Raw genomic sequence first — 12866 nt, 5'->3', positions numbered from 1 at the left:
GCGACGGCGTATGGCTCGGCTTGACCTCGACGGTTCTCGGCATGGCGCAGGTCCTCCACGCCACCTTGAATCACGCCAGCTTCAATCTGGGAATCCCCGTCGAGTCACATCAGCGGGCCGTTGGTATCACACGGCTCAAGCTGGTGAAGCGCCAGATGTACGGTCGCGGGAAGCTCGATCTCCTGCAAGCCAGGCTGATCGGCGCCGCCTGATCATCGAGATTGCGTCAGAGCCCCGTTTGCACGCCGATCAAGGGTCCCCATTCCGAGCCGATTGACACCCGAATCGCCTGCGCACCGAGCACTGACCAGCAAACATGGCCACAATCCGCCACGCCGGAATGAACATCATCAAGACCATACTGGACAAGGCCAACATCAAGTTTCGAAGGAAGACACTCGGATGGGACGACGACTACATTTACAATGCCCTCACTCAACGGGAAAGACGTTCAAGCGATTGCCCTAGCCGCAAGCCATCGCGATTGACCTGTTCCCTGCCCGCTGGCATAGCGGGCCTCGTGCCGGATGTCCGGCCGCAGGGGCGAACGACGCGGCTCTTCACGGCGCGCTGCAAGGAGCTCGATGTCGCAGCCCGACCTGCCCTCCCTCCAGACCGCGGTGGAAGCGGTTTCGACGCCTCAACCCGTTGGGGTAGCGTCGATCCAGACCGGTGGGTCGGCACGGTTCCGTCGTGACACGAAGGAGATGTGCTCACCACTCCCTCGGCCCGACGCGATCACCGTCGCCCCCACCCTCCCGGCGTCCGCCGCCGACGACTACAACCGGCGGTCTCGCCGCGACGTTCCAAATGATTTCGAGGATTAGGGTGGATAGGCTCATACAGAGGCGGCGTGTCCAGCCGGACCGGCCTTGATCGCCGAAAGATAGTACTGAGCGCCGAAGGGCAGATGGCCGAACAGGGAATCGATCTGGGTCAACAAGGCGCCCTTGGGAGGAACGGAGAAGATCGTGCGGGTCTGGACCTCGTCGAAGCCGGCCGCCCCGAACAGGCCACGCAGCTTGCGCGGCGTCAGCAGAACTGCATCCTTGTCGATGTCGCAGGAACGGACGATATATTGCGTCGCCGGGTTGTAAGGGTTGTGCTCGTAGACCAGCGCAAGGCCCCCCGGCTTCAGAACGCGTTTCATTTCAGCGACGAAGCCGTCCCACTGCGCCGGCGGCACATGGTGCATGACGCAGATCGTAAAGGCGAGATCGAAACTGTCGTCGGGATAGGGCAGCGTGACACCGTCGAAGTTGACATAGTGCACGAACGGATGCCGCTCGGCCGCCAGTTCGACGCTTCTGGCGGAGACATCCGCTCCGTGAAGACTTCGGAAGGCGCCTTCGAGGCCAGGATGATAGGCGCCGAGCCCGCAACCGAGATCGAGCACGTCAAGTTTGTCGATTTCGCCGAAACGCTCCTGCGCCAGACGAACGATGCTTTCGCGCTTCTTGTCGATAAAGAACATGTGCTCCATCCCGGCGAACGCGATGGCCTGGTTGATGTCGCGCTCGTAAATCTCGGTCAGCCGATCGAAATCCTTGGCCACCTGTTCCTGTGTGACGGAACCCGCCGCTGTCGGCGGTCGACCTTTGTCCAGCTTTGCCTTGATCATGGACTCTCAGACCCTCTCGGATTCTACGGTGGTTGCCGAATCCGCAACTTTGGCTCGCGCAAAGACCCAGTGTTTGAATACAAGGAAATTGCAGACCGGGATAAGAATGCAGACCCCAAGCGCACCGACTACAAAGGGCAGTTCGAGCGCGCCGTTCAGTACAATAATCCAGTAAGACACCGAGAGACCGACCACGGATGTCAGCCCGAAGCGCAGCACCTGGCTCGGCGAATCACCCTTCACCCCGAACGTGAACCGGCTCTGCATGGCGTAGGAAAACAGGAGCGACAGCAGATAGGCGTAGACCGATGCCCACGCTGGATCTGTGCCGAAAGTTAGTACCGCGACATTGACGAGAACGAAATAGAGGCCGGTGGCCAGCAGCCCGGATATGCCGAACCGGACAAGGCGATGCAGGCGTTTCGGCAGGATGCTCGCGGACATTCCCTCGATGGATCGGACGAGCGCGTTGCCATGACCGGGGCGGGGATCGCTCACCGCGCTACCAAGCCTTCCATGGGCCTTGTTCGAGTTCCAAATCGCCTCCAGTTCGCGCTGGTCGCGCAGCGTGTCCATGAGCCCGCCAGAAGCCAGAATGGCGATAGGCGGAAAGGTCTCCGTCGGCAGCCAGTCCTTCGGGAAGTTGGCGTTCCCAAGTGGCCATGTCACCCTCAATATAGTCGAAGATCGACGGTTCGAGAATGAAAAAGCCGCCGTTGATCCAGCCGAAATCTTTTTCCGGCTGCTCATGGAACAGGATGACGTTCTCGCTTCCACCTATCTCGAGTATGCCGAACCGTCCCGGCGACGGGACGGCCGTGACGGGCGCCTTCTTGCTATGCTGGCGATGGAACTCCACCACCTTGCGAAGGTTGAGGTCGATCAGGCCGTCGCCATAGGTGACGCAGAAGGTCTCGTCGTTGACGTAGGGCGCGATACGCATGATGTGGCTTCCCGTCGGGGTGTGCAATCCCGTGTCGACCAGCGCAAACGTCCATTTGTCGCTCGCGTCGCCATGGAAGTCTATCTTGTTCTCGCAGAGATGAACGGTTATATCGCAACTCTCCATATAGTAATTTACGAAGTAAACCTTGATCAGAATTCTCTTGTAGCCACAACACGTGCGAATTCGGTGAACCCGTACGCTGCATAGATCTTGACGATCTGCTCAAGGATCGGTTGACCCCCGACTTCGACCAGCGGCTTCGGCTCCTCCGGAGAGACGAGCTCAGAGACCGCCGACGAGAATTCCAACTTTTACAATACACGGGCCCTCGTTGTCGATACCAATTCGCCTATCCTATGCCTTCTCGTCAGGCAAGAGTCGGACGAGCGCCGAAGATCGCCTTGATACCTGCCTGTTAGTGGTAAGTCTCGGGCAGAAAGCATCGGGGTACTTCAAACGAGGCGTAGATTTTTGATCCCAGATTTTGGTGGTGCACACTTCTCGCATGAATGGAAGGATGCACTATGGGGTAGGTTCTACATGGCAGCGCCACGACGACAGAGGCGGTCTGATCCACCCCCTTTGAACTGGTCCATCTTGAAGTATGTCTTTTGGCAATCAGGAGGACCCGATGCGGAAGAAACGCCACAAGCCCGAAGAGATCGTCGCCAAGCTGCGCCAGGTGGACGTCCTGGTTTCGCAGGGGCAGTCCGTCGCCGAGCCCGTCCGTGCGATCGGTGTGACGGAGGTGACGCACTATAGGTGGCGGCGGGAGTACGGCGGCCTCAAGTCGGATCAGGTGAAGCGGTTGAAGGATCTCGAGGCCGGGAACGCGCGGCTGCGGCGCGCCGTTTCCGACCTCACGCTCGACAAGATGATCCTGGCGGAGGCGGGAAGGGGAAACTTCTTCTCTATTCGGGGGTCATTGGTCAACTCGGTTTGGCAGGCATCCTCTATCTGCGCGTAAACGGTCCTGCGGAGCTCTTGCTTCTCTCCGAGGTCGGCCGGTGCCGCCTCATGATGGGATCAGAGAGAATGGGCGGAGCCATCTAAGCCGCGCGTTCGGCTGAACCGACGCTCGAGTTTCCCCGGTCTCACCCACTCCCGTCATCCCCGCAGGGATCTCCTCCGCGCCGGAGGAGCTCGATGGTGCGTAACGCCGATGGGAGGCCTTAGGCCGCTGTATTCGACCAACGGAAGTCCGTTTCGTCTCTCCACATGCGATGCAGCACGATCGCGAGCTTGCGCGCCACGGCAACGAGCGCCTTCTGCGTGCCTCGCCGCTTGGCAACAGCCAGACTCCATGCCTTAAGTGGGTTCCAGCGGCCGCGCGTGCCCGTCAGCAGCACGAGAGCCGCCTCATAAAGTGCAGCGCGCATCATGGCGTCCCCACACCTAGAGACGCGTCCGACGCGCATCGTCTCGCCGGATTGGTAAAGCCGCGGCGTCAGGCCGAAATGCGCACCTACGTACTGCGATCGCCCGAACCGGGCCGGGGTATCCACGCAGGTGCCATAGGTGAGCGCGACGACTGGTCCGACGCCCGGCGCGGTCATCAGCCGACGGCAGACCGGATCGGAACGTACCTTGTCGAGCAGAATCTTGTGCAGCTTGGCCAGTTGCGTCCTCAATGCCGAGCGCGCCTCCAGCAGCGGCAGCACCACGGCGGCCGCGAAGGGAAGATCGAGCACGAGATCGCGCACGCGCTGTTCGAAGCCGACCGCCCCGACGGCGCCGACCTTCAGGCCGAAGTTGCGTAACTGCCCGCGCAGGTCGCTCTCGATGTCTTAGGCCTTTCGCTGCAAGAGCTTGCGCGAGGTTAGAAGCAGCCGACGCTGCTGGCTTTCGGGCGTCTTCACTTGGACAGGCTTGAACAGGCCGACCCGCATCATCTGCGCAAGGCCGAGCGCGTCGTTGCGATCGGTCTTATTGATCCGAGCCGAGAGCGCGGTGTGCATATGCCGGGTCTCGACGCAGATCGCTGGCAGTCCCGCCTCAACCAAGCCGGCGTAAAGCCAGGGCGAGAGCGGTCCTGCCTCCAGACCGACACGGGCGTAGCTGTGTCCGAGACCGATGAGGTGGGTGCTGATCGTCTCGGGATGGCTCTCCACGGTCGTACGGTGCATAACCGCTCCGTGGGAATCGACGATGCAAATTGAGGTCTCTTTCACGGATGTATCGAGACCGACGTGGTATTGCTGGCTCATGGTGGGACTCCCGCGTTGGATCGGAGCGCCATCTTGCCACGGCTCCCGTAGCGCGACGCCCCCGAATACCCCATCTGAGCCCTTCGCGTCGCCGCGCCTGCATCGACCATGTGCGCTCGGAGCTGAAGGTCTCCGAGCGCCGGGTCTGCCGGGTTCTCGGACAGCATCGCTCCACCCAGCGCCGGGTCCCGCTCGGCCGTGACGACGAGGCGGAACTCACCGCCGACATCATCGCGCTGGTGCGCAAGTATGGCCGCTACGGCTATCGCAAGATCGCCGAGCTGCTGCGCAGCCAGTCGGGCTGGTCGTCAACGACAAGCGGGTCGAGCGGATCTTGCGACGCGAAGGGCTGAAGGTTCCCGCCAAACAACCAAAGAAGGGCCGCCTCTGGATCGGAGCCGACTCGTGCGTCCGGCTGCGCGCCGAACGGCCCAACCATGTCTGCTCCTACGACTTCGTCGAGGACCGCACCCATGATGGATGGAAATACCGGATGCTCACCCTCATCGACGAGTTCACCCACGAGAGCCTCGCGATCCGGGTCGACCGAAAGCTCAACTCAACCGACGTCATCGACGTGCTCTCGGACCTGTTCATCCTGCGCGGGGTGCCCGAGCACGTGCGGTCCGACAATGGGCCGGAGTTCGTTGCGACGTCCGTCCAGAGATGGATCGCTGCCGTCGGGGCGAAGACCGCGTACATCGCTCCCGGCAGCCCCTGGGAGAACGGCTTCATCGAGTCCTTCAACGCCCGCCTGCGGGATGAACTCCTCGACGGCGAGATCTTCTACACGCTCAGCGAAGCCCAGGGGGTGATCGAAAGCTGGCGGCGTCACTTCAACACCGTGAGGCCGCACGGATCCTTGGGCTAACAAGCCGCCGGCTCCGGAGGTGTTCGTGCCTGCCATGACCGCGCGGCGGCTCTGCAACCCCGACAAGCGCCGCCGCCCGCGCTGCCGTCCCGGCCTACCATGCGTTAACATTCGAACTGGACCAGCCGCAGGGGGCTGATCATATGTCTACGGGACACCCTCTCTGGCAGCGGATCAAGGATCTGTTCCGTTCCAGCCGGCCGGTGCGGGATCTTGGCGAACCTCATCAGGAGGTCGGCGGCGTGATGGTCACGCTGGCCGCTCTGTGCGCGGCCAACGGGCTGGATATGGAACGGTCGGGGGCTCAGGAGCTGGATCGGATCGAGGATGAGCCGTGATCGAGAAGATCCGGGCCAAGAACGCCACGAAACCGAAGGCATCACCACTGCCGGGGGCTCTCCAGAATGGATGACCTTGTGGACGCGATCGACGATCAGATCGACATCGCCCTGGATGAGGGCGCCGAGGCGGTGGATATCGCCGCCGCTGCGCTCTTCGCCGTGGGTCGTTTACTCGCTTCGGAGATGTCGGTGCCGGACGCGATGGAGGTTTTCGCCACCATTATCAACGAAACCGCGCCGATTTTGACTGAATTGGAGCTCACAGGAGGGACAAGACACTAATTTTCAGAATTCTGCAATGACCCCCGGGGTCATGCCGTTGATCCGCACACCGAGTTGGGACTAGGTTTGGATCAAGAAACGGCACATGAGAAGGCGCCTTTCGAGGCGCATTTTCTGTATTCGGAGTAATATTAGATGAAAAATGCAAAATTTAGTTGCAGTATGTGTGGCACTATTCAGCCCCCTAAGACACTGATTTTGCTCAGAAATTCGTATACCCCTTCGCTTGTACTGAGCCCCATCCGGGGTATTCTATGAACACGGAAGCGATGGACATCGGCTCCGCCAGCCACCGGTCTCAACCAGCCCCCTCGCGGGGCAACGGGAGAGGTGTGTCAAACGGAAAAGTTGCTGAGTTCAGCACAAACGGAAAAGGGAAAGACGATGACAACGGAAAGCAAGGGTTACACGATCGCGGGACTGGCAGCGCGGTTGCAGAAAGCCGAACGCGCATGGATCGCCTACACCGCGGCTCAGATACTGGCCATGACGCGGGGCACCAAGAAAACGGTGCTGGCAACCAAGGTCTTTGGACAGGACAAGCCGTCCAGTACCTACCGGAATTGCTGGAGCCTCGCAGAGAAGGTCTTCGCCAGCACGTTCGCCGACACTCACCGCAAAGCGGTCGTGGAACTCGGCTTGGATGAGGCGCTGGCCTACGTCCAGAAGGTGCTGGATCAGCACATGATGGGGCTCAAGGTGACAAACCAGAAAGACTATACCGCACTGGCGCACTTTACATCGGTGGAGGACATGCCGGCGGTGGAGCCTGAGCCGGTGGAGCCGGACGCGGTGGAGTCGGCCGCCAAGCGGCAACCCGAGGCGACCGACAAGACGGAAGCGGAGCGGTCGCCGACTGATCACGCAATCGCAGTCCTTTCCGGCCTCAATCCGGAAGAGCTGAATGTGGTGGCCAAGTGGCTGGCCGACCGGATGGTCGATCTCGACGAGACCGAGCAGCTGCAGCTGGCTGCCTAGGAAGGATCGGAAACCATGTCGAAAAATGCCTATCAGCTGACCGATCGCGACAAGGAGACCATCAGCGCCTTGACGTTGGAGTTCGTGACCGAACTCGACCTTCACTACGATGATGAGGACATGCACGCGCTCGCCTCGTCATTCGTTGTTGTCAAAGATGCCGTCGCGTTGCTCCAGCGGTGCAATGCTCACATGAACCCGGACATATCCGCGGTCATCGGGCGATTTAACCGATCGCGACAGTAAAGCCGGCGTCTGTCCGGCTTGAGAATACGCTATAAAAATCAGGAATGAAAATCATGGACTGGAAACATGACCCGACCATGTCGGGTGCTGACTACCTTGCCTTGGCCCGAAAGCGTGCTCGTAACAACAAGGTCAGGTATGACCTCGCATGGATGCTGCAGAGGGACCACTTCGACTACGGTATCCACCGAGCGTACGTAGGCGAGTTGCTCGACCCACAAAACTGGAACGCAAACTTCCTCGCTCAGGGCCGAAAGCCACGCGTGTTCATCGATGCGTATAGAAATATGAGAGGGAATGTTGAGGTTCGCAGTATCGGCGGCCAGTGTGGGATCTACTTCCAGGCGGACTTCACACCCTCGTTCATCAATCATGCCACGTCCGGGGCCTATGGTGGTTACCGAAGCCCTGGGGAGATCATGTGGATCAAAGATTTCGATCTGTTGCGCATGCTCGCCATCGATCAGAGGGATCCGGTTGCAAAGGCGCTGCTGTTTGGACTCAAGGCGCGTCTGGACGAACTTATCGCGGAAATATCCTCCGTGTTGGACGTTGTGGGCGCAATGCCGCTGGAGTTTGAGTATCAAGGGAAGAACGTGTCGAAAGCGGAGTTCGTGCCGACCATATCGCAGGAGCAGATCGACGCCATCCGGATCGATCTGTGGGGATATTAGGCCAGGCGCGTCTCGCACGCTACATCGAGGTAACGTGCTACCAGATCATGTTGGCCATGGCCTGGCTGACATGATCGGCTTCCGCATGAAGGTGAACGCCGCCGGTCAATAGGATGGCAACGATGCCACCGGCTGCGTTCGGTCGGCGATGTGCCAATGGATAACCCGCCTCGCGGGAGCTGGTTACGCTGGGCCGGCGCTCATCGACCTCTATGGCGCTTCCTTTCGGCCGGTCTTGGCGGGGATCGTGCTCGACGACCTCTTTGACGCCGTGCACTCGCGGCTGGAGCTTTGCCTATTCGATCTCCATCATGACGAACATGGCTCCAGCCGATCGTGGCATTCGGCGGCCGAGCGGGGCTGAAATCCACGGCCGCCTGCGCCGTCTTGCGCGGGCTATCCGAGCAAGTGGCCCAACACCCGGCTCCTCATCCGGACTGACAGCCAGCGTTGCAGCCCTGCCGCCATCGACTGGTGTTACGCCAACGCTATCGACTTCATCCTCGGCGTGACGCCAACCACAACTCTGCGCGAGCATGGCAAGCGAAGACGGGCAAGGTCGGCCGATCCAACGGGGTTCTCGACGGCGCCGGCAGTTGGAGCCGCATCGAGCGCATCATCGCCCGCATCGAAGTTGGCCGCGCAGCTATTGATCCGAGCCACCAGGCCGGACCGGTCGCGGCGGCGGGACTTGTAGCGTCGGTCGACGTATCGGTCTTTTGCGACCAGCCCTCAAGGCTCATCGTGGATCGCGACCTGGAACGTCTCCTTGTCAAGTGAGACATAGGCGATCTGCTTCCGCAGCTTGCCGTTCTCCTCGGCCTCAAGCTGCTTCAGCCGCCTTGTCTCGGCATCAGAATGACCGCCTTCTGCGCGTCCGAGAAATTCGATGCCTTCATCGTCGTACGCCCTCCCAACCAAGCGCGCGTTTCCGCGGATTTCGAACGGCCCTGTTTCCGGGGAACAGAGCACATCGTGACGAAGGCCCAGGGGCATAAAATAGCCAGTACTATAGGATGAGCACAGATTACCTCTCGAAATCGTATGTCTCCATTATGACTTGCTGTGGACGCAACGAAAAGAAGGGGGCAACCGACGAGATAAATCAGAATGCAGATGCGTTCAAGCTAGCTCTGCCGCTGTCTCTCTCCACCAATCGTGGAAGGAGCATTTTGGGCCGCAGTGCCGCTGAAGAGAGCATGGAGGTCGGTAAATATCCGCAACGAAATGGAATTACCCCGGGGTCTTTGAAGATCACCTCTGGCGATCACGGTAATCATTACCATCTCAAATGGCGTTACCCGAAAACAGATAGGAAACCAAAATACACATGCTACAATTCGCGCTCCAACTCGCAGAAATCAATAGCTTCGGAGTTTTCCCGGTCACAAGCCCGCTAATGGGGGGACCGGACGCTGGGAAGAAGCCGCTCATTAGAGGTTGGCAAAAGGCTGCTACCACCGACCCTGACCAGATACGCCAATTGTTTTGTCAGCGGCCAGATGCAAACATCGGAATTGCAACTGGGTCCTACTTTGGCATCTTCGTTCTCGATGTGGACGTTAAGAACGATGGTCTGAAATCCCTCAAGCAGCTTCGTGAAGAGATAGATCTCCCAGAAACGCTGACAGCGCGGACCGGTTCGGGAGGCTATCACTTTTATTTCCGCTATCCGCCCGGGATGCAGCTGCGCAATAGCGCTGGGAGACTTGGCTCGGGGCTTGATATCCGCGGAGACGGTGGCCTCGTTGTAGCGCCTCCGTCTCTCCACAAGTGCGGAGAACGATACGAGTGGGAGAATTCGCTGCCAGTCGTGGAAGCACCGGAACTCGTCGCGCGCTTGATGACCAAACCTTCCCGAGTAGCGAAGACCTCCATCATCCAGCCAGGCAATCGAAATTCCTCGCTCACGAGCATCGCGGGACGGCTGCGCCGAAACGGGGCCGATGTCGGCCGAATGAATGACGAGCTTCAGGCGCTGAACGGTCAGCTGGAAGACCCGCTGCCCACCGATGAAGTCGAAAGCATCGCGCAGAGCGTGTCTCGCTACCAACCAGCTTGGGATCTCACCGAGCAGGGGGTCGCAAACATCTTTGCCGAAGGATGTCGGGACAGGTTCCGCTACAGCCCTTCGCATGGCTGGCTCGGCTTCAACGACAAGGTCTGGGAGCAGGATCAGGAGGGCTTGAAGGTCCAGGAAACGGTAAAGCTGCTACTCGACAAGCTTCAGGACCGTTTCGACACCGACTTGACGCTTAGTGCAGAAATGCGGACCGAATATTCAAGGAAGGTGAATGGCCTCCGGCGGAGTGCTCCCATCGGGAACATCGCCAAGCTGGCACGCTCTACGCCCAGCATCGTCGATACCTCCGAGTGGTCGGATCACGCCCATCTTTTGAATTTCCAGAACGGAACTCTCGACCTGCGTACGATGAAACTTCGCGAACATGATCCGGCAGACAGGCTGCGGGTGGTTCTTCCCTATGACTACGATCCGGCTGCCGAAGCGCCGTTGTTCTCTAAAGTGCTTGGCGACGCACTCGACGAGGATTGCGCCGGCTTCCTCCTCCGTCTCTATGGCTACTCCCTGTCGGGGGCCGGTGGCGAGCAGGTACTGGCGATCCTTGTTGGTCCGGGCAAGAACGGCAAGTCGACAATAGCCGAGGCGATCCGCCATGCTCTTGGCGGTTATGCAAGGACTGCCAATCCCGAGACGTTCATGCGCCAGCAAAACCAGTCCGCCATCAACAACGATGTGGCGGACCTGAATGGAGCGCGGCTGGTGACGACCTCTGAACTCAGCGCGGATCAAAAACTCGATGCTGCGCTGGTCAAGCGAATGACGGGCGGTGAACGAATGAAGGCCCGCTTTCTGCACAAGGAGTACTTCGAGTTCGACTTCAATGCGCTGATCGTCATGGTTTCGAATTTCGCACCGCTATTCGATGGAAGCGACACCGGGATTGCGCGTCGGCTGCAGTTCGTTCCGTTCGAAAATGTTGTTCCCGACGACGCCGTAGACAAGCACTTGGAAAGCAAGCTGAGGAACGAAGCACCCGGTATCATGAACCTGCTGCTCCGAGGCTATCAGGAATACCGTGCGCAAGGGCTGAATGTACCCAGTGACGTTCGGCGCAAGACGGACGAAATGGTCGAAGATCGCAACCTGGTGCTTCGGTTCGTGAGGGATTGCTGCGAACTGGCGGATGAAGCCAATGTGGCGGCCCGATCTCTCTTCGGTGCCTTCGAGGAGTGGCTTTTTCTTGAGCGGGCAGGCCGGATGAGTGAGCGAGCCTTCAAGGCGGCAATCGAGAGAACGTGCGGGTTGTGCCAGAAGAGGGTCTCTGCCGGTCAGCAATGGGTTGGGATCCGCTTGAAGGCCGCTTGATCCGCCGGGGTTTGTGTAGGTTATGTAGTCTATTTCCTATCTCTCTAAAATTAGAAAGATAAGGAGACAGATAGGGAAGAGGCTACATTCCCTACATCCTCCGAGAACCTACGGCCGTGCGCAACATCCGTGTTGGCTCTCGCGCCGCCGAACCCCGACTTCAACACGACGAACAACGGCACGAATGCGGTCTCAGACGGCGCATTCGCCGAAGGGAGAAGTTTTGACTGACACATCAACAAACACCGACAAAATGCAGATGCGCCAACTGGTCGAGCGAACAGACTGGACACTTGCCGGCGTCGCCAAGAAGCTCAATGGCCAACTATTCATCGCCAACGCACTGAATACACAGTTGCCGCCATGGCGACCAATTCCAAGTCGCGCTGCCGCCCACATGCTCGGAACATCCCTTCAATCGCTGGCGAACTGGCGAATGAGGGATACCGGTCCAAGGCCTGAGCCGATGAAGAAGGGGCGAGGCAATCGCATCTACTATCGGCCGGATCGGATCGCGGAATGGCTATCGGGCGGCCGGATTTCCGATTGGCAGCTTGCTGCCTGCTGGCTCCAGCAAATGGGTCTGTTTGATGATGCAGTTACCGAGGGCGCCGTACGGGAAAGGATCGATCTTCTCGAGCAGATGAACCTGTTCCCGCCTGTACATCGGCTGTGGCGAAAATTCAGGGAGACGAGGTGATGCGATGAAATAATAGTAACGATATATTCCAACACAGCGTTTGTCGCTCTCACTTGTGAGTAATTGCGAGAGTGAATTCGGCATACCATTCAGATAAAAGGTATCAAAACATGTCACATATGCTTTCCAATACGCAGATTGCTAGCTGGCTCAATGTATCCGAAAGGACCGTTTCAAGAATGAGTGGGGATGGTAGGCTGCCTAAACCGATCTCGGAGCAGGGCAGGCAACTACATCTCGCAGATGCCATTCTTCCGGAAATCCTTCAGCACCCGGGCGTCATGTTCGCTGGGAGTGTTACACTCCAGACGGCCAACGGCCCTGTTTGCTTCGAGGTGATCAAACCCTGCTCCACGTTCAAACGTTTTGGCATGACATGGGCGGTGTTCAAATGCCTGCACGGCCGCTTCCATATCCGTGAATGGAAAACAGCTTTTGCAGAACTTCCAGAATACCTTGATCACGGCCCCATCATACTATCCTGTATTGATGAACAGGTAGACGAGTTTCCCGTACAGGAGGCATATCCAGAAGTTTTTAGCGCCCCGGAATATTTTTGGGATTACCTCCAAGAAGAGTTTAAGGATCCGCGACACCATCTGGCGTCGTAGC

General features: G+C 59.0%; 14 protein-coding genes and 3 pseudogenes. 12 read left to right on the top strand and 5 right to left on the bottom strand.

Annotation, left to right across the window (positions count from 1 at the left end; genetic code table 11):
• A partial coding sequence (locus tag ABGN05_RS27330) for a hypothetical protein (protein ID WP_367957189.1) occupies positions 1-212 on the top strand: 212 nt, incomplete at its 5' end.
• 626 nt (positions 213-838) lie between these two features.
• Here ABGN05_RS27330 and ABGN05_RS27325 read toward each other — a convergent pair.
• From ABGN05_RS27325 to ABGN05_RS27315, 3 genes are read right to left on the bottom strand one after another with little or no spacing between them, the layout of a single operon-like run.
• The gene (locus tag ABGN05_RS27325) at positions 839-1621 is read right to left on the bottom strand and encodes a class I SAM-dependent methyltransferase (RefSeq protein WP_367957188.1); all 783 of its coding nucleotides are present in this window, start codon (positions 1619-1621) and stop codon (positions 839-841) included.
• A gap of 6 nt (positions 1622-1627) precedes the next feature.
• Complete coding sequence (locus ABGN05_RS27320; protein ID WP_367957187.1) at positions 1628-2197, bottom strand: GtrA family protein; 570 nt, start codon at positions 2195-2197, stop codon at positions 1628-1630.
• Positions 2124-2564 (bottom strand): sugar phosphate nucleotidyltransferase, encoded by a 441-nt coding sequence (locus ABGN05_RS27315; RefSeq protein WP_367957186.1) that lies wholly within the window; start codon positions 2562-2564, stop codon positions 2124-2126. Before ABGN05_RS27315 ends, ABGN05_RS27320 begins: the two co-directional genes overlap by 74 nt.
• Positions 2565-3198: 634 nt before the next feature.
• Here ABGN05_RS27315 and ABGN05_RS27310 point away from each other — a divergent pair.
• Positions 3199-3480 (top strand): annotated as a pseudogene (locus ABGN05_RS27310) (transposase); the annotation flags it as partial.
• 259 nt (positions 3481-3739) lie between these two features.
• Here ABGN05_RS27310 and ABGN05_RS27305 read toward each other — a convergent pair.
• A pseudogene (locus ABGN05_RS27305) lies at positions 3740-4774 on the bottom strand (IS110 family RNA-guided transposase).
• 74 nt (positions 4775-4848) lie between these two features.
• Between ABGN05_RS27305 and ABGN05_RS27300 the strand changes: the two are divergent.
• The 7 genes and pseudogenes from ABGN05_RS27300 to ABGN05_RS27270 form a co-directional block, all read left to right on the top strand.
• A pseudogene (locus tag ABGN05_RS27300) lies at positions 4849-5673 on the top strand (IS3 family transposase); the annotation flags it as partial.
• A 115-nt stretch (positions 5674-5788) separates the two neighbouring features.
• Positions 5789-5983 carry a hypothetical protein gene (locus ABGN05_RS27295; RefSeq protein WP_367957185.1) on the top strand — a complete coding sequence of 65 codons (195 nt, stop codon included), beginning with the start codon at positions 5789-5791 and terminating at the stop codon, positions 5981-5983.
• A gap of 66 nt (positions 5984-6049) precedes the next feature.
• On the top strand, positions 6050-6268 hold the full coding sequence (locus ABGN05_RS27290; protein WP_367957184.1) for a hypothetical protein: 219 nt from the start codon (positions 6050-6052) through the stop codon (positions 6266-6268).
• 348 nt (positions 6269-6616) lie between these two features.
• Complete coding sequence (locus ABGN05_RS27285) at positions 6617-7246, top strand: hypothetical protein (protein WP_367957183.1); 630 nt, start codon at positions 6617-6619, stop codon at positions 7244-7246.
• A 15-nt stretch (positions 7247-7261) separates the two neighbouring features.
• Complete coding sequence (locus ABGN05_RS27280; RefSeq protein WP_367957182.1) at positions 7262-7492, top strand: hypothetical protein; 231 nt, start codon at positions 7262-7264, stop codon at positions 7490-7492.
• Positions 7493-7545: 53 nt separating this feature from the next.
• Positions 7546-8166: a hypothetical protein gene (locus ABGN05_RS27275; RefSeq protein ID WP_367957181.1), complete on the top strand. Its 621-nt coding sequence runs from the start codon at positions 7546-7548 to the stop codon at positions 8164-8166.
• Positions 8167-8596: 430 nt separating this feature from the next.
• Complete coding sequence (locus ABGN05_RS27270) at positions 8597-8863, top strand: hypothetical protein (protein ID WP_367957200.1); 267 nt, start codon at positions 8597-8599, stop codon at positions 8861-8863.
• A 35-nt stretch (positions 8864-8898) separates the two neighbouring features.
• On the opposite strand, the gene ABGN05_RS27265 is transcribed toward ABGN05_RS27270, so the two are convergent.
• Entirely contained in the window at positions 8899-9087 is a 189-nt protein-coding gene (locus ABGN05_RS27265; protein WP_367957180.1) for a hypothetical protein, read from the bottom strand.
• 409 nt (positions 9088-9496) lie between these two features.
• On the opposite strand from ABGN05_RS27265, the gene ABGN05_RS27260 reads away from it, so the two are divergent.
• The 3 genes from ABGN05_RS27260 to ABGN05_RS27250 all read left to right on the top strand — a co-directional run bounded on the left by ABGN05_RS27260 (position 9497) and on the right by ABGN05_RS27250 (position 12865).
• A complete protein-coding gene (locus tag ABGN05_RS27260; protein ID WP_367957179.1) occupies positions 9497-11554 on the top strand; it encodes a phage/plasmid primase, P4 family in 2058 nt (685 codons plus the stop codon).
• A gap of 223 nt (positions 11555-11777) precedes the next feature.
• Positions 11778-12254 (top strand): hypothetical protein, encoded by a 477-nt coding sequence (locus tag ABGN05_RS27255; RefSeq protein ID WP_367957178.1) that lies wholly within the window; start codon positions 11778-11780, stop codon positions 12252-12254.
• 110 nt (positions 12255-12364) lie between these two features.
• Positions 12365-12865, top strand: a complete 501-nt coding sequence (locus ABGN05_RS27250; protein ID WP_367957177.1) for a hypothetical protein — start codon at positions 12365-12367, stop codon at positions 12863-12865.
• Position 12866 lies beyond the last annotated feature (1 nt).

Source organism: Aquibium pacificum, from assembly GCF_040839445.1.
GTDB lineage: Bacteria > Pseudomonadota > Alphaproteobacteria > Rhizobiales > Rhizobiaceae > Aquibium > Aquibium pacificus.
The sequence above is the reverse complement of the archived record's forward strand: the minus strand, read 5'-3'. Positions and strand labels throughout refer to the sequence as shown.

What these genes read in the sequence shown, in the direction of transcription:
- ABGN05_RS27260 (WP_367957179.1), top strand. Translation starts at nt 9,497, where the DNA reads ATGCTACAATTCGCGCTCCAACTCGCAGAAATCAATAGCTTCGGAGTT.
- ABGN05_RS27315 (WP_367957186.1), bottom strand. Translation starts at nt 2,564, where the DNA reads ATGCGTATCGCGCCCTACGTCAACGACGAGACCTTCTGCGTCACCTAT.
- ABGN05_RS27275 (WP_367957181.1), top strand. Translation starts at nt 7,546, where the DNA reads ATGGACTGGAAACATGACCCGACCATGTCGGGTGCTGACTACCTTGCC.
- ABGN05_RS27320 (WP_367957187.1), bottom strand. Translation starts at nt 2,197, where the DNA reads ATGGACACGCTGCGCGACCAGCGCGAACTGGAGGCGATTTGGAACTCG.
- ABGN05_RS27290 (WP_367957184.1), top strand. Translation starts at nt 6,050, where the DNA reads ATGGATGACCTTGTGGACGCGATCGACGATCAGATCGACATCGCCCTG.
- ABGN05_RS27250 (WP_367957177.1), top strand. Translation starts at nt 12,365, where the DNA reads ATGTCACATATGCTTTCCAATACGCAGATTGCTAGCTGGCTCAATGTA.
- ABGN05_RS27325 (WP_367957188.1), bottom strand. Translation starts at nt 1,621, where the DNA reads ATGATCAAGGCAAAGCTGGACAAAGGTCGACCGCCGACAGCGGCGGGT.
- ABGN05_RS27295 (WP_367957185.1), top strand. Translation starts at nt 5,789, where the DNA reads ATGTCTACGGGACACCCTCTCTGGCAGCGGATCAAGGATCTGTTCCGT.
- ABGN05_RS27280 (WP_367957182.1), top strand. Translation starts at nt 7,262, where the DNA reads ATGTCGAAAAATGCCTATCAGCTGACCGATCGCGACAAGGAGACCATC.